Genomic DNA, 24,246 nt, shown 5'->3' on the forward strand with positions numbered 1-24,246 from the left:
CACTCTCGAAAGCACACCATGAAGACGTTCAATGCAATGCAAGCTGTTGGCACTTTCGTCGCAGCTCCGTTCGGTATCTCTTGGCTACTGACTCAACACTTCCCGGCTGTCAACGCAGCCATCGTTGTGTCGTGCGGCCTGTATGTTTTCGGATTCGGTAGCTTGGTCTACTGCGTGCGAAGTACAATGGACAAGGTGAAGTAATGCGGTGCCGGTGTTTGATCACGGTTCGTGGACAAACACGTTGCCAGCACGCGAAGCACCCGATGTACAAGTTGCCGGTCATCGAGACTCGCGACTGTAACGGGTGCCCGCTCAAGGTGAACACGGATGCACAGGGCGAAGCACAGCTGCCAGGAATGTTTGCACAAGCAAAGCATTTGTACAGCGACTTGGCCGCAGCAGCCGGTGATGGGTTCGTGTTTGTTTCTGACAGATGCGTAGAAGAACGCAAGCAAGTATGCGATGGCTGTCCTATGCTTATTGAGGACAAGAAACGCTGCGCGGCATGCGGTTGCAATCTGCCAGCCAAGCGAGGTCTGAGAGCTTGGAAGTGTGATCTTGGATACTGGGACCACATCCCGCCCGACATCAAGGAGGGCGATGATCTCCCACCAGCCATTCACAAGCCTGGAGACCTAAAGCGTGAGCGATGAAATGTGCATGTTCGACAAGGCCCGATCACTGGCAACAGTGGTTGGGCAATCGATCCTTGATCCACTCAATTCAATTGCAACGAATGTAGTGATTGAGGAGCGAAGGAAGATTTGTGAACAATGCCCAAGCCACAAGAGACGTGGAAGACGGTGCATTGTTTGCAGCTGCAACGTGTATGTCAAAACGGTTGCTGCGAAAGCAGCTTGTCCACTAGGTCACTGGGATTCAATCGATGCTAACTCTTCTGCTTCTGGGTCAAGTAGTCTGCCCGCCAACACACCATCACCACTACCCGCGTCCAGTGCCGTCGAACCCAGCTTACTACACATCGCCGTACAACCTCCACAACTACAACGTGCGGATGCCGACGCCGGACAGCATGAAGCTTCCACCGTTCAGCACGAAGCCAGCGACACAGACCCCACGAGCTAATCAGCCCGCGAAGTCTAATGTGATCTATCCAAGTGTGCAGCCGAGTGCCGGACCACAAGTAATCGACAACCCGTACTACAAAGCCAAGGGTAAGAAATAATGTTCTCGCTCATAACGTGGAGCGTCTCGTCGTTACTGATCTTTGGAGCATGCATCGGAAGGCATCAAGCGCTGTGTTACCATCGCTAGTTATGCAAATGGTCCAGCTTCGCAGCCAAGGCAAGTCATTCTAAGAGGTTGCGGACCTGATCAACGCACAAGGCCACCGAACGGCAAACGGTGGGCTGTGGTCCAAAGGGCTGATTCATCGATTCGTCAGCAAGATGGACTAATCGTCAACGTAGACACCGGTCCCAAACATGCCAGACCCGCCCACTTTGTTCTGGTTTTGGTCGTACAGAATTATTTTAGCGCGATCTGCTTGGGCAGCAGGATAATAACGCTCCCAGGTGGACGCCAGTTTCTGCGCTAATTGAAGGCGTATGGGCTTCTTCAAATTGAACCAGTTGTTTTTTATAGTGACACAAAGATAACCGTCAGCGTATCTCACAGAGGTAAGCAATGAATCGAAAGGTGGTGTTTGACCGAGTAATTCGGAGAATAGAACGGCTTGGCTTGCCAAGTGTTGGTCCAGTTGAGCTTTCTGCTGCATGTCATCTTGCAGCTGTTGAGACCAACTTTTGGTGTTTTGCTTCGTTTGTTGGCTTTGTTCCAGTTGAACAACCTTTCGTTCGCCGACCTCAGCCTTTTGCTTTACTTCGGCTCTTTCTTGTTCGGCTTGTCGCACCGCGAGTGATGGCCCAAGGCAGCCGATTGCGTAGAGGAAACCATAGCCAAGAAAGCACATGATCAAGCACCCGCACCCAGACTCTCGCCAGTCGTCTTTTTTGCCTTCAGTTTCGTCGGTCATCGTAAAAGCTTTGAAATGAGCCAAGGGGTGGGCCTGAAGAAATTATAATGGAGCTATCAACTGTTAGCACTAGCCTTGTTGACTAGAGTCTTTGTGTGTCCGCACTACGGTTCACTCAAGCCGCCACCTTTCGCGTTCAGCCAGCTCAGGCACAGCCCCAGCGGTTGACGCCTAGGCTGGAAGTGCCTGCGGTTACTGAGAATCCTCATTTCGCCGACAGGAAACCTCGATCGGCTTCGTAGGCACACAACCAGCACGACCTGTGATATCGCTTTTCTATCAGGAGCCAGGAATATCCTGTCGCACTGCAAGATTGCGTTACGCAAATTGACTAATAGTGGCAAAACTGCTACGCTCGTAGCGGTGCTTTACTACTTGTGCAAGCGGGACTTTTTTGCCGATCATTTCAACACTACACCGTTCAATGCAATGCCGCTGATCACTTGCCCTGATTGCCACAAACAATGCTCGGATCAAGCACTGGCATGCCCACAGTGCGCGCGCCCACTCCGTAAAACTTCAGTTGTACATACGGACCTGGGTGGTGGAGCGATACTTTATACAGTCGCGGCCGGAATCGGTCTTATTATGGCAATTACTTCCGCTTTAAGAATCTATGGAATCCTCCTTGCGACAGCATCAATTGGTTTAATTGTGCTGCGACTTTTCATGTACAAAAAAGTTGCCTGAGAAATTACATGTGGAAAAGGTAGCGAAGAAGAAACGGTGGCACGCCCAACACCGAAGGACGATGTAATCAAATTCGTGAACTCGAATCGGGACTGTTCTGCGAAGACTGTTGGGGAATGAATCCAAATGATGGGAAGCTTAAGTGAGAACGCGAAGTGCTTTGAGTCTGCGTTATGAAGTATTACTGTAAGCAATGGGGCGAGGAAATTGGTCCGTTGTCCTCAAGCGAAATACGGAGCATGGTTAGCTCGGGTGCAATCCAGCGTGATCACTACTTGCGTGCTGAGAATTCGGATCGCTGGGTGACGGCAGATTCAATTCAAAATCTATTTCCTGCTGTACCGGTGGCTGCGATTCCCCCAAAGATTGAATCACTGAAGCCTCTGAAACCTCTCGGGGAGCAAACGAAGCCAGCAATTTTAAATCCGCTTGTTTTGATATTGGGTTGCTCAACTTTGTTACTTGCTGGTGCGCTTGTGTTCATGGTAACCAAGGATGTTCCTGAAGCCGCGCTGGCTGAGCCACTCCAATCGAAAGGTCACGAAAACGACTCAGATTCATCGCCAACTATACCACATGCTCAAGTGGAATTAGCTAAGCCACCGCCCCGAGAGCGAGCCGTTATTGCTGAGCGGCAAACTGAGCCGAAAACGCAAGAACAACATTCAACATCCCAAGCACCTAAAGTGTATAGAACGGGTGAAATTGCGATCGCCGAAGGTTTAGGATATTCAGTTGCGACAAGTCGTTGGACAAATCGCATCTCCGAAAACAAATTCGTGAACACTCCTCCTCGTTCTATGTATTTGGTCGTTAGGATTGTTGTCGTAAATGGTAACGCAGAGCCTTACATGCTGCCTCCGCTACGCCTCATTGATGAAAAGGGGTCAGAGTACCAACCTTCTCCGAATTCGATATGGATGAAGGACTCGATAGGCCCTGTAGAAAACTTGAATCCTGAGGTGCCTTTGTCTGGATTTCTTGTGTTTGATGTCCCTCGGAATCATAGGTATCGTTTAGAGGTACGTGGTGGGCTATTGTCGGCAGAAAGAGCATATATCGAACTTGAGCCCCAATGATTGAATGGAGGAGCCTGAGCGAACAAAGTGAGCACGCCTATTTGTCTCCAGCGTCCATCGCTACGAGCAAGCAGTCGCTGAATTCGAAGTATATTGCGTCATCAACTCCCTCGATGATTAAACGAAAGCACCCAGGCGATTAACCTGAGTGCATTTCTTTCTTACGTTGCGTTGCCCCCGATGATTCGGTACACGCGAGATTTAGCGAAGTCTGTCAGTCCGCAGTCTTTGATGCTTACGCCATACTGACGTAGCTGCTTGCGGCATTCAGCTCGCAACTTCTTTCTCAGCTCACCACTCTTGTTGAGCTGTCTCAGTTCGTCATACGTTAGCTGTGCAATCACGTTCACGATTGCCGCAGCTGCGATCTCTCGAACCGTGCCATCAACGTCCCAGTTGCGATCTCCAATTGCTTGGACAACGTCACCGATGCCATAGACGACATACCCGCCGACCGATACTGTCGTGTCGCATGCAGTCGTCAAGACCTGGGGCGGGATGTTGAAACTCTGTCGGGCAGTCACGATCCTTTCATACTCAGTTACCAAGGGCCAAATCGCATGCAGCCCAGGTTTCATTTCAACGGGTTTCTTTCCCCATGGCCACTTGACGCCACCGTGCGTTTTCCGAATCAGTACCAGCCGTGGAATGAACTGTAAGAGTGCGCGAACGATGTCGCCCACCCATGATAAAGCTTGATCCATATCGTCCTCGAAAAGAGGACCCGACAGACATCGCTGCCTGCCGGGTCACATACCAGCGGTTAGTCACGTAGGAACGCAGCACCAGCAATGTACTTGCCGGTCGCCGGGTCGATTCTGAATTCAAAGGGCGCAGTACCTCCACCACCACCGAACTTGGCTTGCGTGTCCAGCACCAGCTGACCACCTTCAATGTTCTTGACCACGGAGGACAGGCGAGCATTCGAGCCTGGGCTGCGACTGTCGATCACGATGGTTGTCGCGATGTCGATCACAGACGGGGCAGCTCCACCACCGGACGGGATGAACGGTGCGGCCGGACCAAGCGTGTTCAGCTTCAGGTTCAGCCGGGGCACTGGCGTTGAGTCCACGTCCGCAAACGTCGACTCGACCACTACGGTGCCCGCCTGGAAGCCTACGTCGCCCGGTCTCGTCGCTCCACGGTCGCTCTGAGACTTGAACTGGACGTTTGGTCCACCCACAAAGACAGGGGCTCCCAAGAGGTCTGAGAGCGTGCCAAGGGGTAGGTCGCCGGAAGCCAGGGAGCCACCACCACTGCCGCCCGGTTGGTCGAACTGGGTTGGGAAGGTCGTGGTCTTGGCAGCTGGCCAGAACAGCGGGTGTTCGATCATCGCGCCGGACACAACCGGGACCAGACATTGCACCGAAACCGAGTTGGATGCCGAGTCATAGTCAGCCTTCTCGACCACAGCCTTAATTGGTCCACTGGCGACATAGCCGGGAACGTCAAGCGTCACAGTGTCGAAGGTTTCAAGTTGCAAGAGCGGTAGGAAGCCTCGGAAGTTAATCCGCTTCCACGATGTCGACAGCCGGATCATCCAGAACGTAGCAGCATGGTAAACCACGTCAGCGTTTGTGTAGATCAACCAATCGAACTGTTCTTCCTTGGTGCCGTATCGTCCCACGTTGTTACGCAGGATGATCTTCTTCGGGTCCTCTGCGTAGCTGATCGTGTACTCGATATTCATCTTGGTCACAAGCGACTCAGTCTCGACAGTGGATACTTCCACGGTGCCCAGTTCGATGTCGCTGACCGTGATGGTCATATCAGACGCTGGCTCAAGAGGCAGGTACTTTAGGTAGAACTTTCCATTGTTGACCCACACTGCACAACGTGCTTCGAATGCAATCTGTCGGATCAGATCGAGCGTGTTGCTTCGGTCGAGCACTGCGAAGTGCGAAGGGAACGGTGCGAGCGATGTCTTTACTGCGTTGAAGGTCGTTGTGTCTAAGTCAAGGTCTGTGTAGTGAGTCACAATCCACTCAAGGATGTCAACCGTGTTGGGTCCAATGCTCGACTTGGCAGTGAAGAAGATTTCGTCGCTCCAGCCTTCATCGGTGCGGCTGCTAAGTGGCTTGTTCATCAGGATCAGCGTTGCCACAAACGTACCGAAGTCACGAGTGACAACCCGGTAGTAGCTTCGTGGCACAGACACCAATCGCTCTTCGCCTTCGAATCGCTTGCGTGCTTTCACGTCGAGCACTTCGATAGGTGTGATCGAAGCAACATAGCCAATGACTTCGCCGTCTTCAATCGTCACGCGAGAACCAGCTTCTGCGAACTTGTGTTCGAGAACTTGGTCCACGGCTGGGAACGTGGCTTCCTGCACGTCAATGCAAATGCCGAAACCACGTATCGAGACTGTGCTGCCTCGATTTTGTCCCAAGCCTTGTGGAACCGTCTCACTCTCATCGAACGGGTAAATGGGTGCGGGCTGACGGCAAATGCCGGTCGCGATTTCTTGCTGCGTTGCAGCAACCCTAGCATCGCTTTCCGGATGTCGCCGCGAGAGGATCGAGAAGTCTTGCCCAGACATCGAACCAGTCAACAGGATTCCATCCACGTTGATCGTGATCACTCTGTTCTGAGGGAAGTCTTCACCACCCACAATCCGAAGCGGATTGCAGCCCAAACCCTTTTCCTTCGCTTCATCAATCGTGTCCTTGCGTTTCTGCAAAGCACACTGCTCTTGAAGTTGTCGACCACCAGATGCCGATGCCATACCGGCCTGGATGTCGCTTGCTTCGCGAGTCAGCTTCTCCGAGTGAGTGAAGTTACCAATACTTCGCCACAGGGCTGCTGCAATGCTCTTCACACTCACACGAGCATTCGCAGCCAGTAGCGACAAGCCTTGACCGCAGCTAGTCTCACCGAGCGGTGTTGCCAAATGTGCCTGCTCACCAGCCAGGACACCGACACCACACAAGGTTGAACCAGATACCGCGCGGCCGATCTGAACCGCAGGAACGTCAAGGCATGTACCAAAGATCACCGGCCAGGGCTTGCCGATCAAGTCAGCTGGGAGCCCTAGGATCTCGCCTTCCTCGGGACTAAATCCAAACTCCAAGTCTTCCAACTGATTGATCACAGTGAAGGACAGAGTACGGTCAGCTTCGGACCAGACAATCGGGCTGCTGATCTTGCCAGCAAACACTAGGAACTTATCTGAAACATCGAGCCCATCAAAGTGCTGATACACTCGAACATTCTTTTGGTGAATGTCTTGCGTGTCGATGATTGATTTGATCGAGCCATCGGTGTCGTCCAGCTTCAGAGCGATCTGCTGCGACGATGAGTTGTTCGTCACGTCGACCACGTTGTCGAGCGTGCCCACTTCCAAAATCTTACCTGCGATGCCGCCAACCTGTCGGTCAGCGTAGCTGACGGGACCACCGGTGCCCCAATCAACTTCAATGATCGAGATCGGTTCGGTGCCAAGTTTCTTCGTCAGCTTTGCCAAGCCGTTCGTTGATACTTGCCTCACTGCTTCTCTCCCTCAAATTCTAAGGTAATGACCTGTTGCTCGTCTCGCGTGCCAGCTGGTCCGCGACCAGAGACAGATCGTTTGGTTGTGTCGAATTCAAATGGGTTGTTGGTAAGCCATCCAACCCAGACATCACCACGGTGATCAGTGATGCGTACTTTGTTTGCTGCATACTCAGTCAGGAACGCTCGCAGCTCCAAGGCTTTGCCCCTGGTCAGTCGTAACGTCCATTGCAGCTTCCTGCGTGTTTGTCTCTTCACGTAGGTGTAAAGCGTGCCGCTGATTGCTCGCTTGGGTGTCACGGTTGAAGTGAGTGCTTCAGTGTCGGAAAACAGCGGACTGGGCATAACCACAGTCCGCTCGATTGCAGGTACAGGTGCGTCGATCTGGAACATTAAACCTTGCTCCCCTCAAACATGAATGAAGCCGAGTAGCTGTTCGGCCGATCTTCGACGATGGGGTCAGTCACTTCAATGATGACTCCACGCCATTCTCGATCCTCCCAGTCGAACAGAGCGATCTCATCGCCCAGCGACAGCTGCATGAAGTCTTGCAGCACAACTGCCGTCTCTCGCTTCAGTGCGGAGAAGGACATCACCATCGTTTCAACCTTCGGCCAGATCGGGTCAGCGAAGACGATCAGGTCACCACCACGAGTCACGCGATTGATTCGCTGCAATGACACACGATCCTTGTTGCCAAGGTTTGGTGCTCGCAGCTGCACTTCGCTTGTGTGGCTGGTCGACGGGAATCGCAGTCGGAAGCCAGTGACTCCCGATGCAACCGGGTAGACCCCGGCTTGCGAAATGTCGTACTCGAACTTGAGCGGACACGATTGTCCGATCAGCACGCTAGCGATTGTCGTCTTCAGAGACAGGATCTCAGAGATCGACACGCCAGCTTCCAGCAGTGCGGTTGCTGTGTCGCTCAGCGTCAGCTTGTCACTCGCCTTGTAAGCGATGAAGGCAGCTGCCAAGTCGGTTGTCGCCAGTGAGTCTTTCGGGCTTGCTGTAATCGAACGTTGACCACTGTCGTCAAGCGACAGGGTATCGGTGACGCTTTCAACAATGCCGCCACCACCTAGGACCCAGTTGGTTCGAGTCTCAGACAGTGCGATGTGATCAGCGACCGATTCGATGATCTCGCGAGGCATCTTAACTGAGTCTCGAAGACCAGTTTGTACCGTCGTGATTTCAAGCGCATCAGGATTCACATGCGTGTCAGTGGTGGTCAGCAACTCGTTTTGATCAACGTAGTGATCGATGAAGCAAGATGCCAAATCGCTGACAGCCAGGTTCTCGACTTTTGTAACGTCAAGGTTGCCTGTTGCAATCGTGTTCGACGCACTGTGCGTCAGTGACAAAGTATCGGCGACTGACTCATGGTAACTTGGGTGAACAGTCGCACTAGCTTCATCACTAAAGGACAGTGATTCACTTGCGTCACTTGGGACAGACAGTTCGAACTTCTCACTCAGCGTGATCGTCTCAGTGATGCTTAGGTTAACGTCGCCGCTAGCCGTTGCTACTTCACTTAGAGTCAAGTCCTCTTGGACTGTTGTTCGTGTTACGCTGATCTCAGCGATGTCCGTCAAATCAATCGAGTCGGTGACTTGCAGCGATGTCGTACAGTTGACTGGAGCTGTATCGGTCAGCGACAGCGATTCAGTGATGCTGACAAAGACGCTCGTCGTACCGTCAGCGGAGAAGTTTGCAGTCTGTCGATCTTCTGCCGAGTCATAGCCACCATCGTTGCTAGCTCGAACCCACAGATAGTAATCACCAGTGTAAACGCCAGTAGCGTCGATGTCTTCGCCACTCGCAGCCGTACCGCTTTCGATAACAGAGTCATCATCCGCATCACGAACTTCCCACTCGCAAACTACAGTGCCGTTGTCTTGGCTATCCCACGTTCCGACGTTGCCGGAGAAGTTGGTGCTCGCAGACATGTCACCGGTCGGTGGTGTAAGGTTCAGCGGTTCGGGACCACTGAGTGCTTCAGCCTCTTCGTCGTCGCTCAGCACACGAGTGAAGTGTGCGAAGTGAGCCATCTGTCCATGGAACCAGTAGCTGACAGCGTTGTCGGTACTGCGTCCAAGCCAGTGTTCGCCACCCATGTACAAGGCTGCCAAGCCTGTGTCACTGAACAGCGTTGATCCATCGAGCCGGAATCGCCATCCGTTGGTGCCGGTGGTCGACTTGATACACACCTTACGCCAGCTTGTCAGCGATGGAGTTGGGTCGCCAACCGTTTCACGGCTGTTGCTTCCGCTCCCATTACCACGCAGAGCAGCACAGTAGATCGTTCCATCGGTCCACGGATAGTGCGATGCACCACCGTTGGCAGCAGCTTCACCGAAACGGCCGAAACCGGATTGTTCGCCGCTTGCGGCCGGGTCAGAGGATCGTCTTGCAAACAAGAGCACCGTGTGATCATCGCCAGAGAGCCCGAGTGAGCCCAGGTCGACGTAGTCATTGGTGCCATCGAAATCAAATGCACTAGGAAGCCAGCCGGTGGGACCAGTGGCAGTGATTGGGTTCACACCCATGCCTGTGATCGTACCGTTGTTTCCATTCGTCGAGCTGTCAGCTGCGAGCGTGCCGGTTGTCTCTTGGAGTTTTAGGAGGACAGCAAGAGAGGCGTCTTCAGTGTGGGAGCCCACACCGAACAGTTCATTGTATGAATTGGCCATTGTGCTACCTCGTCGCTAATTGAAACTGGCGAGCCGGGTTGCAGCACCCCACTCGCCGTTGAGACACCAGCGCGAGACTACGCACTGACGGTGTAGGTTACTTTCAGCACGTCGCCATCGGCTACAACACGGTCACCACCACTGAACAAGGCTGCCGACCACAGCGTGTTGCCGTTGGTTGCGTTAGCCTTCGTTTGAGCGTTGGCACCACCAGCCAGGAAGATACCCTTCACTGTGCCAGCAGCATTGATGTCGAAGCTTACGACGGTGCCGTTGGTGATCGACTGTGAAGCAGCAGTACCTTCGGTCCACTGCGGCCGGGTCGTGCCCGAGTCGCTGTTGGCTGGATCGGTGTAGTCTTCGAATTCATCCCAGCCGTTGGTGCCGTTGATCTGTGCGTACACGTCGCCAGCTGCCAATGCCGAGTAGCCGGTCACGTCGATCAGACCGAGATACCACGTTCCGATTGCGGTCACACCATGGAACATCACGTCGAGCAACTTGTTCTTACCTTCGTTGGTAATCAAGTTAGGAAACTCTTCCGTGTGAATGAATGCACCCTTGCGGATGTGTTCAACAGTGTAGCGACCCTTGAGATTCAATTGTTTCATCGTATCTACCCTTCAGGTTAGTAAGGTGGGTCCAGACCGTCGTCCAGACCCACCGACAAGTTGTTTGTTACAGCCGTGATGTTCCACGACGGAGTTCACGACGCAGCTCACCCGCGATTGCGCGAGCTGATTGACCGCTTGTGCCGCCACCTTGTAAGGTGACGTTGATGTCACCGACGTTGGTTACTGCACCAGCTTGTGCGCGGAACACAGGAATTTGTCCCGCATTCATCGCTTGAATTTGACTGAAGAACCGTTGAGAACTTCGAGCGTTGACAACTGACTCTCCGCGAGCCAGCATTGCGTTGATCGTGTCTGTGCCTCGTGCTTGACCACCGGCGTTGAAGTAGCTGAGCATCGCAGTGCCGAACTGTTGATTGGTTGTGCCACCACCAGACGAGACTTGTGCCGCAGCGTTGACGAAGTCTTGCATTGCTGTTGCAGCGTTGCGTGTGCTCTGAGCTAGTTGGTCAGCCCACCCGACCGATGTCTGAAGATTGGTCGACACTGCTCCAGTCTCTTGGACTGGTACTGAAGTCTGAATGTTCTTCAGCAGTGTTTCGACTTGCTTCAAACTCTCTTGTGGGTTGCTGACGCCAGTCTCAGACTGTGTGTCCCTGATCAGCTTCTGTGTATCAACAATTGCTTGAATCTCCCCAAGAGCGTTGATCAACAGTGATTCATCCGGAAGGAAGTAAGACGAGTAGTCTGACTGAGTGAACCAACCCATCGAGTCTTTGAACGTGTTGACTTGCGATTCGAGCAGTTTCATCGACTCCTTGATCTTGTCGATCTCTTCCGTCGTGAACTGGCCGTCTTGTGCGAATGCACGAAGCTGACTACCAGCTTCGTCGAATGCGTTTCGAACACCTGATGCACCGGGAGACAAACTTCCAATTCCAAGGCTGTTCTTCCGAGACTCAAGTTGTGCTAGCAACGTCTCCAATTCTTGGCGACTGTTCTTAACAACCTGATCTGAGTTGGTGACAGTTTGCACACCACCTAGAGTTTTCTTGGTCACTGCTTCAAGGTTTGATGCAAGCGTTTCAAGTTGCTCTGGCGTCACTAGTTCGTTAGCTGTCAGCAGACCACCTTGATCCGCGATGGCTTTCTTGAGCGACTGAACCACCGGAGAAGCATTGAACTTCTCAAGCGACTTCGTGATCTGATCAGACAGTCCCAGGTCACCCTTGGACAACTGGTTTTGCAGATCGGTTGCACCTTGACTCAAGTCTTGCTTAAACTCAGCCGTGAACTTCGCGAGACCCAACACGTCAGCAAGCTTGAAGTCGCCTTGCTTGAACTTGGCACCGATCAACTCATTGAGTGCAAGGTTGCGTCGATTGTTTCGAGCAGCCTGCTCTTCCTTCGAGAACCGATTGCCTTTGTCGTCAAACTGTCCAGCGTTCTCCACAACGATCTTGGCTTGACGCTCAAGGTTCCTGAGGATCACTTCCTGATTACGTCGCTCTTCGTCAGCAACTTTCTTTCGCTTCAGTTGCAGGTCGATCAACGTTTGCTCAGCATTGATCTGGCGGTTTGCAATGTTGTTCAGCTGCTGGGCAATTTGTGCTTCCAGTGCTCGATTGCCAGTTCGCTTAGCGATGCTGGCTGCTTCGTCACCGGCTTTCTGAGCCCGGTCAAACTGAGCCAGCGCGAGATCGATTTGTTCTTGTGTCCCAGTCGCAGCTGCCTTTTCGAGATCGGCCGCAGCCTTACTCGCCAGCTCCGATGCTCGTTGCGTCAGCTTCAGCACTTGGGCTGCATCGCCCAGGCCACTCAAGCTTGCGTCGAACACACGATCAGACTTACCTTGTTGCAGGTTGGCGATTCGACGTTGAGCCGATTCAACTTGCTCAGTTGCATCCGAAGCAGTCTTGGACAGCTCCGAGATATACTTACGACGTGCGTCAATGATTCGACCAACAGCCAATTCAGCACTATCATTCAGAACAGTGTTCTGGCGAACGATGCCTTCGATGGTTGTTCGGTACTCATCACGGAATGATTTGGTACCAGTGCCGAGAGCACTAGCGATTGTTGTCTTGATCGCTTGGAAGTTACGTTCGAAGTCTTCGGCTGTCGCCTTGTTGATCTCTTTCAGCTTGTTCTTGTTTTCTTCCTGCTGATCGACGAAGCCTTTCAGGTTCTTAGCAACTTCAGCGTCTCGCCGTAGTTGGATAAGCGTTACCGACAAACCCGCAGCTGCACCAGCGAGTGCCGCAATCTGAAGTGCTGGGTTACCCGCAAACACAAACTGGAATGCTTTGACTGCGTTAGCAACACCGAAGATGCCAACTGCTGTAGTGGCCAGCGTCACGCCGGTTGTGGCAAGCGTGTTGGTAAACAAGTCAAACGCTACACTCAGCAGCGGTACGCTCTTACCCAGCGAGTTGAAGTTTTCAATCATCCTTGCAGTCTCGTTAACAATGAAGTTACCGTACTCCAAGAACTTGAGCCGTCCGTCGCTCAGCGCGTTGTTGATGATCTCAGCGTTGGTCTTGGTAGCCTGTGCGTACTTCTTGTCAATCAAGCCGTCTCGACCGGCTTCCTTGGCCTTGTCAACAAGCTTCGTAAAAGCTTCAGTGCCTTTGGACAACGCACCTTCAATACCACCGAAACCACGGATGTTAGGAGCAAGCTTGGCCAGCTCAGCTGACGACTCGCCACCCTTCTCGATTACCTTATCCAAGAACCCGATCAGACCGAATTGACGGACACCCAGTTCGCCACTGGCAACACCTAAGTCTTTGTAGACTTCCTTCAGTGCTTCAGATGGCTTGATCAAGGTGGTGAACAACGCGTTGACTCGTGTCAACGATTCGGCACTATTCAAGCCTTGAACCGACACGCTGGACAGCAATGCCGATACTTCTTCGAGGCTGACACCCAGCTGCGTTGCAGAGGGGAGCACTCGACCGAACGAGTTACCTAACTCAGATGCTGTCGCGCGGCTTTCATCAATCGTCGTGAACAGGATGCTGGACACACGGTTCGTGTCGGAAGCTGTTAGCCCATACGAGTTCAACACAGCAGAGAGCAAGTCGACCGAGTCAGCCAACGAAGAGTTGGTCGCCCTGGCGAACTTGGCTGCTTCGCTGGTAAACTCAAGCGTTTGCCCGAAGTCACCAACTTGGTTACTCAAAGCACCGTACAGCCCTGCGGCTGCTTCGAGCACAGGGATGTTGAATTCTCGCGTAATGTCTTTGACTGAGTCAGCGATCCGTCCGTTTTCAACACCACCGGCAATCGTACCGATCAATGCGACTTGCTTCTGGAATTCAGCAGCTTGTCGAGTTGCGTCAGCCAGGGCGTCTCGCACGAAGTTGTAGCTGCGAACCAGTGCTTGTGTCAGTGCAACACGAGAAAGCGTTTCAACCGTGAGGCTGAACTTCTTTGCCCGGTCGTACATTTCGTTCAGGTTGTTGACGATGGCACCTAAGTGCCCATTGAATCCGGATAGCCTGCTGCCACTGTTGGCTAGATTGTTTGTTCCTTGTGTTGCTTTACCCAGTGCGTTTGCAGCTGCTTGCACTTGGTTCTTGTAACTTGTGACTGCTCCAGCTCCGTTCTTAACTCCATTGTTGAAGTTGGTAACGGACTGGGCGACACTGTTCAGTCGTTGTTCAAATTTCACGAAGCTTTGATCGAGAGCATTCAGCGTTTGAATAGCTGCGGCTGCATCGATCAAGAACTGTTGTTCGATCCTGTCTGCCATCACTTAACCTTCTTAATCTTGATGTACCTGTTCAGGTCCGGACCACGGAACCTTTGAAAGACAGATCGCACTCGTTTGGCAGTGGCGTCTTGGAAGTGATAGGGTCCTGGGTTCTTCAGCTTGCCGAAGAGAGTTTCGTCGGGCTGTTCGTTTGCGTTGTGGTATTCGTTGTAGACAAGCCAGGGCAAATCAGTTTGGTACGTGAATGCGAACTTGCCTGTCGTCCCGTCAATGTCGAGCGAAGCATCGCCGCGCGTTGCGCCGAATGCTCGGTCGTCGAACGCAGTTATTGAGGGAGTGATCGTAAGGGGCGTGCCAGCGAGACTTGCTAGCTCAGTAAGAGTTGCTTGCGATGCACCACTCCAAACAGGAATGATCTCAGTCGCAGTCACCACGTACTCAAACATGGCGAGGGACATAGTCTCTCTCGCTAGTTGTTCAAGTGCGAGTTTGTAAGCACGTAGATCGAACAGAGGGGCCTGGAGTTTGGCTTTTACTTTGAGCATGCGACACCTTACATAAGCTTGGCACCGGCCAGCTTTACTTGCTGTTCGAATGCGTCATGCTCTGCCAGCTGGTTGTACGCGAGAAGCTTTGCTTGCGTGTCAACGTCGCAATCCTCCCAGCGGTCTTTCACACCGGGAGGCTTTACGCCGAAGCGAGCACAAGCGGACCAGATCGCGAAGAGACCAGTCCGGTACGAAGGAATGACTAGCTGTCTTGAGCCTGATCCAGACCACGTAGAAAATCCGCGCGGGCTTGCTCCAGTTTCTTCTCGTCAAGTGCGTTGACTTCGAGAACGAAATTGAGGATGCGTTGCTGCTCAACACCGGTTAGCCCTGCGTTGGCGAAGTCATCAGCCCAGTTGATCCAAGTCGTTGGGTCGTCTGCTTTGACGGTGTCCCATTCGATCTGCGATGGTTCGAGAGTGAGAATGACCATGTAGCCCATTCGAGACAGGGCATGGTCAGCCATCTGTGCGAGATAGCCTTGGTCTTCAGGGTCAGGCTTGAAGCCTTGCTTGGTCAGAACACCCGGTGGTTTGGGTACTGGCCGAAGTGCATCAAAGACATCGAAGTCTTTGACTGCTCGTCCCTTGAAAACGATTGGCTGTGGCTTGCGTGGAAGAACGAGAATGTCTTCGTTCACGCCATTGATTTGTTGTCCTGCGATCTTCACGTTGATGTCTCTTGTGTTGGATGGAGAAAGAAACCATCGCCCTGTTGCCAGGGCGATGGGCTGCATATCTTTCGAGTCGCGATTACTCGCGAGTGATGGTTGCTTCCGTGCGGTTCGAGCGACCGGTCACGCTGATCTGAGCAGCTTCCAGGTCGAACTGGAGTTGGTCATAGCGGAAGTCTTCGAAGGTCGTGACTTCGGATTCAACCACGGTGCCAGAACACGATGGGACGTATTCGACAACCAAGTCAACTGCGTAAGGTTCACACTTGTCGTCCGATGCACTGATCCAATCAGATGCACCACCGATGCCCTTGAGCGCGTCAACAGGCGTGATCATTTCTGCCGTGCCCGTCTTCACGAATTCGTAAACGAATGCGAGCGTGATGCTGACAGGAACGTCGTCGCCTTCCTTGACGGTGTCGAGCGTGCCACGATCCAATTCGTACTCATACGTCTTGGCTTCCGTGTAGTTCAAGTTGCCGTCACCGATCTTGATTTCGATCTGTCGGGGCAACACAGTGATCACAGCACCGTCAGCGACAGTGCCAGTAGTCAGAGCAGGCGTGAAGGTGATGCTCGTGTCGGACGCAGTGGTGATCGTGTGAACGGTCTGTGCAGTTTCACCAGCGACGGTGAAGCGAGCACCAACAACCAGTTCGTCACCAGCAACGGTGTTGACCACGCAGGTGTCGTACAACATGGTGACTGCACCAGCGGTGTAGCCAGCAACGTTGTTCACAGCTGCCGTACCAGCCAAGCCGTCACGCATCAGAATCTTTGCTTTGCGGAGTTCGATCTTTGCCATAAGGCACTAACCCTTTAATTCGATTTGGTAATTGGCAGACACCATGCCTTGACGCACACAGTCATTTGGGTCGATCTGCCCGAAGTGAAGCACACGGATGCCCAGCTTGTCTTTGACTTGATCCAAACATCCAAGGTGATACCCTGGGGCGTTTACGTCGGTGCCAAGCTTGTAGACCGGGATGGGTTGATCGAGTGCTTCGTGAAACTTGCCGAGCAGTTCATCCAGGGAGTAGACATTCTTTTTGTCGCCGCCCATGTTGCTCGTCACGAGGATATTGATGCCGATCTTCGCGATGTAATAACCGCTCGATGGGTTGGTTGTGTATGGTCCGTTGAATCGGATTTCCACACGGTCGCCAGCTTGCTGGAATTGCTTGTCTCGATCCTCGATGCCTTCGACAAGCGATGCGACTGGAATGCTTCGGGCAACAGCTTTGAGGTAGGACGCTACCGAAGCGTGAAGCCACTTTGTCCAATTGGCATTAGCCATGGTTACTCTTCGGTTGTGCCGTCACCAACTTCAATGATGTCGTCAGCGTTAGCGAGGATGATTTGCTCTGGCCGGTCACCGAGGACTTGTGTTGCAACAATCACCCACAGAGAACCAAACTCGAATTCGTCGAAGACTTGAATCTCGTACTTGTGACCGTTGTAGACAAGCCAGTCATCCAGCGTGAGATTGAGGTCGGGGGCGTGTCGTCTGTCGACGAGAAACATGCGACGTGTCTTGTCGTATGTGCCACCGTAGACGAACTGCTTGTCAGCTGAAATCTTCGAGATTGATTGAACGAATGTTCGTTCTGCCTTAGCGGGCAAGATGACCACTCGTTGGATTTGTGTCATGCTCTTGGCGGTTACCTTCTGGCCTGTCTCCAGGTCGACGGTTGATCCACCCATCGTGTACACGTCAATCGGTCCACCACCGTACTGTCTTCCCAGTTGGTAGATGACCGAACGAATCATTTGGTTATGTATGCGGTTGACCTGCGACATCGGGTTGCCCCTCGGTTACTGGTTCAGGGGTCTTGGGAACTACTGCGTCTTCAACACGCTCAAGGCTTTCCTCAATGCGAGTCAATGATTCAGCAGTCGCAGCATCTGCCCTTCGGTGGATGATCTCTGTGATCTGCTTGTGCAGCATGTAGAGAATGAGACCGAGTACGGGACCGAATGCCTGCGTGAAGTAGAGAATCTCATTCATGAGAAAACCTCCCCGGTGTTTTGCCGGGGAGGTCCTTTGTTTGTCAGAGGCTATTCGGGCATAGCCGTTTTCGGAATTAGCCCAGGAACAGGGTTGCCATGTTGGCGTCAAGCAGAGCGACACCGCTCAGCAAGTCAGCGGTCACGCGCGTTCCTTGAGCCTTGCTGTCGTATTGCATACAGACACGGATGCTCAAGCCGTTGTAGCTGGCCAAGGCGCTCATCACACCCAGACCACGGTTAGGCAGTGCCAACGGACGGTTGACGAATGCCAGGGCGTTGCGATGGAATGCCAAGTTGAACGAACCACTTGGTCCAGGGAACAACTTGTCGTTGTCCGCAATCGCTGCTTCCAGTGGGCGATCCAGCAACAGTGCTTGCTTGCCAGCGCTCACCAAGTAGCTTTCGATCACGGTGTAAATCTTGCGGCTGCCACCAGTGCCGGTAGCGATCATCGCACCAGCTTGTGGAGCGTTGGTCCAACCGTCAACGACGATTTCCTTGCTGTAACCCAGTGCGTATGCACCGTCAGCGGTCACCGTGCCGTACAGCTTGATCACTGCACCAGCGGACGAGTTGTACTTGTGAACTTCGTTCAGCGTCACAGCGGTCGTGTCGCCGGAGCCAACGGTGGCTGCAGTAACGTACTGAGGCTGGTCGTTGCCAGCGATGACTGCCCATTCGCCAACTTCGGTGGCGTGTCCGGTCACAGTTACAGCCTTGCTGCCAACTGCGGAACCAGCTGCGATCGCGCCGGTAACGGTGCCGCTTGCAACGTCGGTCACACCGTCGGTGATGGCCGGAGTGTTGCGGGCTGCGTAGATGTCGAAGTTGTATAGGCTGCCCAGCTGAGCACGACGCAAAGCGTTGGTGCTGCCGGATTCGTTGGCCTTGACGAACAGGTCGGTCTTCAGGAACGAGCTTTCAGCGGTTGGAGCAACCACCAAGTAGCGAGGATCGTCTTCAGGAACGTTGGCCATGTTCAGCTTCTCGCGAGCGGTCACGATGTAATCGCGAGCGTTCGAAGGAGTCAGCGTGTTCAAGCCACCAACACGGCTTGCAGGCGTGTTGAGGAACTGGTGAACCTGACCGATAACCGAGCGGTCAACACCACGACCAACAGCCTGGATGGCAGGCTTCAGGTAGATGGCAACCAGCTCTTGGAAGGACTTGCTGGCTTCGCCGTCTTTGATGACGAACGTGTTGTAGTGGTGCTGGTTCAACGGAACCTGAACGTTGGTGCTACGCGCGTCTTGAGCGGTCACGTCGTCAGCGTCAGTCTTACGCTGCGAGCGGAACTTGCTAGGACGACGGGTGTTGACCACGTCACCGAACTGTTGGACTTGGTTCTCGAAGTCACGGTGGACCAAGTTGCACATAACCATCGACTCTTCGAGAATCATCAAAGATTCTTGTGCCCACATTTCGGGAATGAAGGCATCGTTGTCGTTGGCGTAGCAAACGGTCACGGCTGCGGAAGCGAACAGAGAAAGCAATTGGAATTTCATCTTGGTCTTTCACGAAAGGTGAACACCCCAGCACTCTGCCAGGGTGTCTATTGTTGTTTGGTGTCTGTCACAACGTTGCGACAAACGTTAGCGCGAGCCGAACAGGGCTTCAGGGTTCTCGGCGCGTAGCTTGCGGTACTGAGCAGGCGTCAACTTCGAAACGTCGACCTTTCCGCCAGCGCCGATACCATCAGCTTTGCTCGTCCCACCAATCCCACTTGCGATGTAGGATTTGAATAAGTTGCCGTAAACATCGGGAAGGTCTCGCATTCGCTTCACAGCATCGGCGGGTGTCATCTGAGTGATGATCGGTTGCCCGGTCTCAGCGTGAACGTCTTGGAAGTCGACCATCGGGGCTCCGTTGACCATTTTGGTTTTGTCACGGAGGATCAAAGTGATCTGGCCTGGGCTGAATGCGTCACCAGCGATTGCAGCGTCTTGGATCGCGCGGCTGATCGTTTCGCTCGTGTACTTCGTTTCCCACTCTTGAGCCTTCTTCTCGGCTTCGGTGAGTTTCGATTTGTACTGCGTTTCAATCGTTTGCTTGTCCAGTGCTGCCTGCTGCTCTTTGGTTCGCAGTTGCTTGCGAACGTCTTCGAGCGATGCATTCAGTTCGTTGCGTTCTTGCTCTGACAACGATGTGTTCTGGCTGAACTGAGCGAGCTGCCCTTCAAGCTTTTCCATTTGAGCTTTGTGCTTACGCTTGTCTTCCGCCAAGAACTTGTTCACGTCTTCTTGAGTGAACGTCTTAGCAGCACCAGTGCCTGCGCCTGCACCTGTGCCGCCACCATTGCCACCATCACCTGAACCGTCGCCGGTGCCACCACCTTCGTTGTCGAAACAAACCAGTGATGCTACCGAAGCGAGAGCCAGAAGCTGAAAGCGTTTCATGCGAGATTTCCTACAACCCCCAAAGTGAAAGCGACCAGACATTGGGGTCTGACTGGTCTCATGTTCTATCCCTCCGGCAACGATGCCAGAGTAAAGTTAAGTGCGAAGCAAAGTCACCGACCGGTCATCACGCAAGAACGGCAACAGCAGTCGCCATGCGGGATAGCTGGGCACACCGTTGATGATGTGATCGATTGGTTTCTGATTTCGAGAGTAAGTCGTTCGAACAGATTCGAGCCCTTGTGAGCTAATGCCCAGGGCTTCGATCTCCATCTGTGGATCGATGCCATCGAGCAACGCATAAGCGATCTCGTAACATGCGACCTTGATGGACTCGGGCACAACAGTGTCTGTGCCACGAGGAAACTGAGTTGGTTGAGACAACTCAGCAGCATGCACGTCTGCAACTATTGGGTCAGGGTTGACTGCCCACAGCTGACAGACCGATGCTTTGATTCCTTTGAAGTTGAGCGTGTCGATGATTCGCGTTGCTGCGATCAGCGACTTGCGTCTGTCATCAACGGAGGCAGCGGACCATGCAGTTTCGTGCAACCGATTCGCAAAGTAATCCTGTGCTTCAATCAGTGTGCCGTAGCTGCTATTGGTGATCATCGTTGTCTCACTGTTGCGTGTTGTTAGCTCCAATCGTTGATTGGTCGCGAGCGATTCGGAATGCTTCACCAACCGAGTCAGCGTCATCGTGTCCTGTCAGAACTGCATCAAGCAGCTCGTCAGTGATCTCAGTTGCTGTCGGTGGCACAGCGGTTAGGTTGTCCAGGTTGCCAAGCTTGTCAGCGCGTCCGGTCGTATAGCCCTGCTCAGTGAGAGCTGTCTTTGCATCCGTCACCACGTCGATGGCAGCGATTGCTGCTTGCGTTGCAGTGTGCGATGTTTGACCTGCTGTCGCGCGTGTGGCTGCGTCCGTCTCAGCTTCACGGCTGGAGACAGTTGCATCCAAGTAGTCAAGCTTGCCAGCTCGTGCGGTCGTGTAGCCTTGGTTGTCCAGGGAAGCGAGCACGTCGGGTTCGAAGTCGAGCCCTGCGATTGCCAGCTGTGTCTCGTCGTGTTCGGTTTGGTTAGCGGTCGCTCGTGCGTCCGCAGCCAGTTCACTTTCGCGAGAACTTACAGTTGCGTCCAAGTTGGTTACTACCATCAAGCCGAAGGAATCGGCCGGGTAGGTGTCAGTTGTCAGTGCGGACCAAACTGATGTTGCGATGGCTGCTTCGTCAACCGTAACACTTAGGCCAGCGATGGCTGCCTGCGTTGCATCGTGTTCAGCGATGCTGGCAGTGTGTCGGGTTGCTGCGGCCGTCTCAGCTTCACGGCTGGTGATCGTTGCATCCAGGTTGTCAAGGTTGTCCGCGCGGCCAGAGGTCAAGCCTCTTGTCGTCAGTGCAGCCAGGACATCGGTTTGGATGTCAATCGCAGCCAGGGCAGCTTGCGTTGCGTTATGCTCTGCTTGATCGGTTGTTGCTCGTGTTGCAGCGGAAGTCTCACTCTCGCGAGAGCTGATCGTTGCATCGAGATTGGTTTTGATGTGGATGCCAAACGTGCCAGCTGTTACGCTGCTCGTCAGTGCTGTGTCCCAAACGGCTTGGCCGATGGTACTTGCAGACGGCAGGGCAGCGAGCGTAGCTTGCGTTGCATCGTGTTCGGCAACATTCGTCGTGTGACGCGATGCTGCGGATGTTTCGCTTTGGCGAGAGCTGATCGTTGCATCCAGGTTGTCCAACTTGGCAGCACGAGTTGTCGTGTAACCTTGGTTGGTGAGTGCCGTCTGGATGTCGGTGATCGTGATCGGTGATCCGAGTGTCGGACCAGTTGTGCCGTTCAAATCACTGATGAAGTTGCTTCCAACACCACCACTGTTGACGGCCGACAGCGTCTTTGTACCGGTGATGTTCAACCAGCCTTCGCCAGTCAGTGCCACACCGTCGATGACAACGTTGTAGTCACACTCGAACCCTTTACCGTCGTAGGTGCGAATGAAGTCTGCATACTGCATGTTGGCTGTGAGCCGAATGTTGTACTTGCAGTACGCAAAGATTTCTCGCAGGCTGTGAGCGGTCGTTACAGTGATCGTTTGCGTGCCGTGGTTGACCGTGATTCCAGTGTATGCACCCGCAGTTGCCTCGCTCACCAACGTGTGGGATGGTGTCGACACAATCGAATAAGTTGAGTACCCTGCGCCGCCAAGAATCAGATTGGACGATGTGAACAGTCGACTCTTGGACGCTTCACAATTCAAATACGGATGGTAGTCTGCCGTCCATGTAATTTGGGTTGGCGTTGTCTCAACGCTAGCGTTGCCGCTCGATGCTACTGCATCAACAGATGTCATGTTGCCTGCGGCAACGCCACTGGATGAAACCAAGTTGACTGTGCCACCAGCACTACTTCGCAGCTGAACATTCACGCCATTGATGAGGGCATTAGTCTCGTCGTAAAACGTTAAGGCAGCTGTGTAGATGATCTTGACAGCGTCGGTTGCGTTGTAGAGCTTACCGTTCCAGTTAGTCCAATTCGTCGTATTGACAAAGCTGTAGGTGCATGGAGTCGACGGTGCGGTCGCTCCAAAGTTGAGTCGCTTCGACGACCCTAGGTAGAACAGTGTATTGTTGAATGTTGGTCCAACGCTCGTTGAACCATTCCAGCCAATCGACTTGAACGTGTTCACGTCCCGAACTTGCAGCCGATTAAACGTGTGTTTGTGAACCCCGATCTCACCACCCACACCACCAAAGTCGATGATCTCAATGTCGTCGAGCACTGGCGAAGTTGCCGTTGTTGCAAAGTTGACCTTCGCAGTCGATGGCAAGTAGATTTGGAGACCACTGATTTCAAACTGACCTGCGCTCGGCAGCTGTGTCACTCCGTTGAGTCGGTTACCAAGGAAGGTAACGGCTGAACTGGAAGTGATTGACATGATTGGCTTGTTGACGCCAAGTGTTGGGGACCAGATCGTCTTAAACTTGTGGCTTGCGTCACTCAACAACATATCGTTGGGCGACGTGGTGTATCTCGAAGTGCCTGCGAAGGTCAGCTTCGAGCAATAGTACAGGACGAGTGTTGCACCACTGCCTGAGTATTCAATAGGGCAGCTGTCGCAGTAAGCATCTTGAAACGGGTACAGTGCGAGGACGCCACCATTGATGACGATTCGCATGTTGATGAATGCCATCGTGGCACCTACGATGCCCATATTGGCTGAGCCACCACCAGCGAACACAGCAGCGATAATATCCGAGAATGCGTTCGGTGATACTTCCGACCCGCCTGTCACGACTGCTGTCTTACTTGTGTTGTCCCACGAAACGGCCATCGCTGCTACCCATACGTCAGCGATGTCCTTCCAGCCCAAGCTGTTGACAAGTAACTGACGCCACTGTTGTTGATTTGGTTTGCGGTTGTCTTGGTCGCGAGGTTGCTTCGCAGATACTTGTTGATCTGCCAGTTACCTTCAGCGTTCAAGCCACCGTAGTAATATGCATCGGAGTCTTCGAGGTCTGTCTGCGACACGGTGAGGAAGTTGGTCCCACCACCACTCGCTGCCAGCTTCACTACTTCGTGATCAACGCCATTGAAGAGGACAAAGGCGGACTCGCCGGGGAGTAGCGTCGATGCTCCAACTGTTAAGTTGTGCGATCCTTTGTTGTTGATGAACGCACTCACACCTTCGTCAGCAGAGACGGCGCGAGCGGCATCGGAACTAATCAGCTGAAAGAAGTTGTCGCCAACAGCGATCAACTTGTCAGCCGTGATTGATTCGATAGTTGATTGAGCGAGCGTCAGCAGCTGATCAGCTACGTCGCCAGTCTCGATGCGTTGAAGGCTACCGGAGCCCGGCCAGATGATGATCTGCCCAACCAAGTCGCTTGTCTGTGGAAACTCGGAAGTCTTTCGAGTTGTCACTGGCAGCGTGTTGATTGTGCCCATGGTTAGCTTTCAAGCGATGCATCGTCTTGGTCGGTGATGACTGCGTTGTCTTCATCGATCCATAGCAGGGGCGGAACTTCAACTCGAACGTAGATCGAGCCGTTGGCCGTCTTGTTGTTCGAGTCTTGGATGGTGTACGTGATGACGACTTCGATGTAGTCGCCCGGTTGAAGCGAATCGAAGTCTCTTAGCGCGTCGAAGGTTACCGTCGTGCCGGTAAAAGAGACCGACCCGCCCGGTGCGTTGTTGAGGACGGCATTGATGACACTAAGCGAGTCGCCCAGGTCATTTTGGAGAACGGGAACCTCGATAGATTGGCCGGGCTGGACGAAAGTGAAGTCAGGGACAGCGATCAATTCGCCATCCCCAGAGAAGTAGGCGACCCCGCGACCGGTGTCGATACCACGGCTGTTGCCGGGTCCAATGACGAAGGGGTCAGACATGAA

General features: G+C 53.3%; 21 protein-coding genes. 2 read left to right on the forward strand and 19 right to left on the reverse strand.

Annotated elements, in window-relative coordinates; genetic code table 11:
• Positions 1-18: 18 nt before the first annotated feature.
• Positions 19-204 carry a hypothetical protein gene (locus SH573x_RS17830; RefSeq protein ID WP_479349030.1) on the forward strand — a complete coding sequence of 62 codons (186 nt, stop codon included), beginning with the start codon at positions 19-21 and terminating at the stop codon, positions 202-204.
• A 1,213-nt stretch (positions 205-1,417) separates the two neighbouring features.
• Here SH573x_RS17830 and SH573x_RS17835 read toward each other — a convergent pair.
• The gene (locus SH573x_RS17835) at positions 1,418-1,999 is read right to left on the reverse strand and encodes a hypothetical protein (protein WP_479349031.1); all 582 of its coding nucleotides are present in this window, start codon (positions 1,997-1,999) and stop codon (positions 1,418-1,420) included.
• Positions 2,000-2,862: 863 nt separating this feature from the next.
• Here SH573x_RS17835 and SH573x_RS17840 point away from each other — a divergent pair.
• Complete coding sequence (locus tag SH573x_RS17840) at positions 2,863-3,768, forward strand: DUF4352 domain-containing protein (protein WP_479349032.1); 906 nt, start codon at positions 2,863-2,865, stop codon at positions 3,766-3,768.
• 161 nt (positions 3,769-3,929) lie between these two features.
• On the opposite strand, the gene SH573x_RS17845 is transcribed toward SH573x_RS17840, so the two are convergent.
• The 18 genes from SH573x_RS17845 to SH573x_RS17930 form a co-directional block, all read right to left on the reverse strand.
• Positions 3,930-4,472 (reverse strand): SPFH domain-containing protein, encoded by a 543-nt coding sequence (locus SH573x_RS17845; protein ID WP_479349033.1) that lies wholly within the window; start codon positions 4,470-4,472, stop codon positions 3,930-3,932.
• A gap of 59 nt (positions 4,473-4,531) precedes the next feature.
• Positions 4,532-7,255: a hypothetical protein gene (locus tag SH573x_RS17850; RefSeq protein WP_479349034.1), complete on the reverse strand. Its 2,724-nt coding sequence runs from the start codon at positions 7,253-7,255 to the stop codon at positions 4,532-4,534.
• Entirely contained in the window at positions 7,252-7,650 is a 399-nt protein-coding gene (locus SH573x_RS17855) for a hypothetical protein (protein ID WP_479349035.1), read from the reverse strand. Before SH573x_RS17855 ends, SH573x_RS17850 begins: the two co-directional genes overlap by 4 nt.
• Positions 7,650-9,947: a LamG-like jellyroll fold domain-containing protein gene (locus SH573x_RS17860; protein ID WP_479349036.1), complete on the reverse strand. Its 2,298-nt coding sequence runs from the start codon at positions 9,945-9,947 to the stop codon at positions 7,650-7,652. The genes SH573x_RS17855 and SH573x_RS17860 overlap by 1 nt, the downstream gene beginning before the upstream one ends.
• Before the next feature lie 77 nt (positions 9,948-10,024).
• Positions 10,025-10,558 (reverse strand): hypothetical protein, encoded by a 534-nt coding sequence (locus tag SH573x_RS17865; protein ID WP_479349037.1) that lies wholly within the window; start codon positions 10,556-10,558, stop codon positions 10,025-10,027.
• Positions 10,559-10,625: 67 nt separating this feature from the next.
• On the reverse strand, positions 10,626-14,276 hold the full coding sequence (locus tag SH573x_RS17870) for a phage tail tape measure protein (protein ID WP_479349038.1): 3,651 nt from the start codon (positions 14,274-14,276) through the stop codon (positions 10,626-10,628).
• Entirely contained in the window at positions 14,276-14,695 is a 420-nt protein-coding gene (locus tag SH573x_RS17875) for a hypothetical protein (RefSeq protein WP_479349039.1), read from the reverse strand. The genes SH573x_RS17870 and SH573x_RS17875 overlap by 1 nt, the downstream gene beginning before the upstream one ends.
• A gap of 292 nt (positions 14,696-14,987) precedes the next feature.
• On the reverse strand, positions 14,988-15,455 hold the full coding sequence (locus tag SH573x_RS17880; protein WP_479349040.1) for a hypothetical protein: 468 nt from the start codon (positions 15,453-15,455) through the stop codon (positions 14,988-14,990).
• An 82-nt stretch (positions 15,456-15,537) separates the two neighbouring features.
• A complete protein-coding gene (locus SH573x_RS17885) occupies positions 15,538-16,263 on the reverse strand; it encodes a hypothetical protein (RefSeq protein ID WP_479349041.1) in 726 nt (241 codons plus the stop codon).
• A 6-nt stretch (positions 16,264-16,269) separates the two neighbouring features.
• Complete coding sequence (locus SH573x_RS17890; RefSeq protein ID WP_479349042.1) at positions 16,270-16,755, reverse strand: hypothetical protein; 486 nt, start codon at positions 16,753-16,755, stop codon at positions 16,270-16,272.
• 2 nt (positions 16,756-16,757) lie between these two features.
• Positions 16,758-17,228: a hypothetical protein gene (locus tag SH573x_RS17895; protein WP_479349043.1), complete on the reverse strand. Its 471-nt coding sequence runs from the start codon at positions 17,226-17,228 to the stop codon at positions 16,758-16,760.
• Between the two features lie 4 nt (positions 17,229-17,232).
• On the reverse strand, positions 17,233-17,466 hold the full coding sequence (locus tag SH573x_RS17900; protein WP_479349044.1) for a hypothetical protein: 234 nt from the start codon (positions 17,464-17,466) through the stop codon (positions 17,233-17,235).
• A gap of 76 nt (positions 17,467-17,542) precedes the next feature.
• The gene (locus tag SH573x_RS17905) at positions 17,543-18,973 is read right to left on the reverse strand and encodes a major capsid protein (RefSeq protein WP_479349045.1); all 1,431 of its coding nucleotides are present in this window, start codon (positions 18,971-18,973) and stop codon (positions 17,543-17,545) included.
• Positions 18,974-19,060: 87 nt separating this feature from the next.
• Positions 19,061-19,864 carry a hypothetical protein gene (locus tag SH573x_RS17910; protein ID WP_479349046.1) on the reverse strand — a complete coding sequence of 268 codons (804 nt, stop codon included), beginning with the start codon at positions 19,862-19,864 and terminating at the stop codon, positions 19,061-19,063.
• 96 nt (positions 19,865-19,960) lie between these two features.
• Positions 19,961-20,476: a hypothetical protein gene (locus tag SH573x_RS17915; RefSeq protein ID WP_479349047.1), complete on the reverse strand. Its 516-nt coding sequence runs from the start codon at positions 20,474-20,476 to the stop codon at positions 19,961-19,963.
• A 7-nt stretch (positions 20,477-20,483) separates the two neighbouring features.
• Entirely contained in the window at positions 20,484-23,186 is a 2,703-nt protein-coding gene (locus SH573x_RS17920) for an RHS repeat domain-containing protein (protein WP_479349048.1), read from the reverse strand.
• A gap of 5 nt (positions 23,187-23,191) precedes the next feature.
• Complete coding sequence (locus tag SH573x_RS17925) at positions 23,192-23,800, reverse strand: hypothetical protein (protein WP_479349049.1); 609 nt, start codon at positions 23,798-23,800, stop codon at positions 23,192-23,194.
• A 2-nt stretch (positions 23,801-23,802) separates the two neighbouring features.
• Complete coding sequence (locus SH573x_RS17930) at positions 23,803-24,243, reverse strand: Ig-like domain-containing protein (protein WP_479349050.1); 441 nt, start codon at positions 24,241-24,243, stop codon at positions 23,803-23,805.
• Between the last annotated feature and the right edge of the window lie 3 nt (positions 24,244-24,246).

The organism is Rania fehmarnensis (assembly GCF_056494185.1).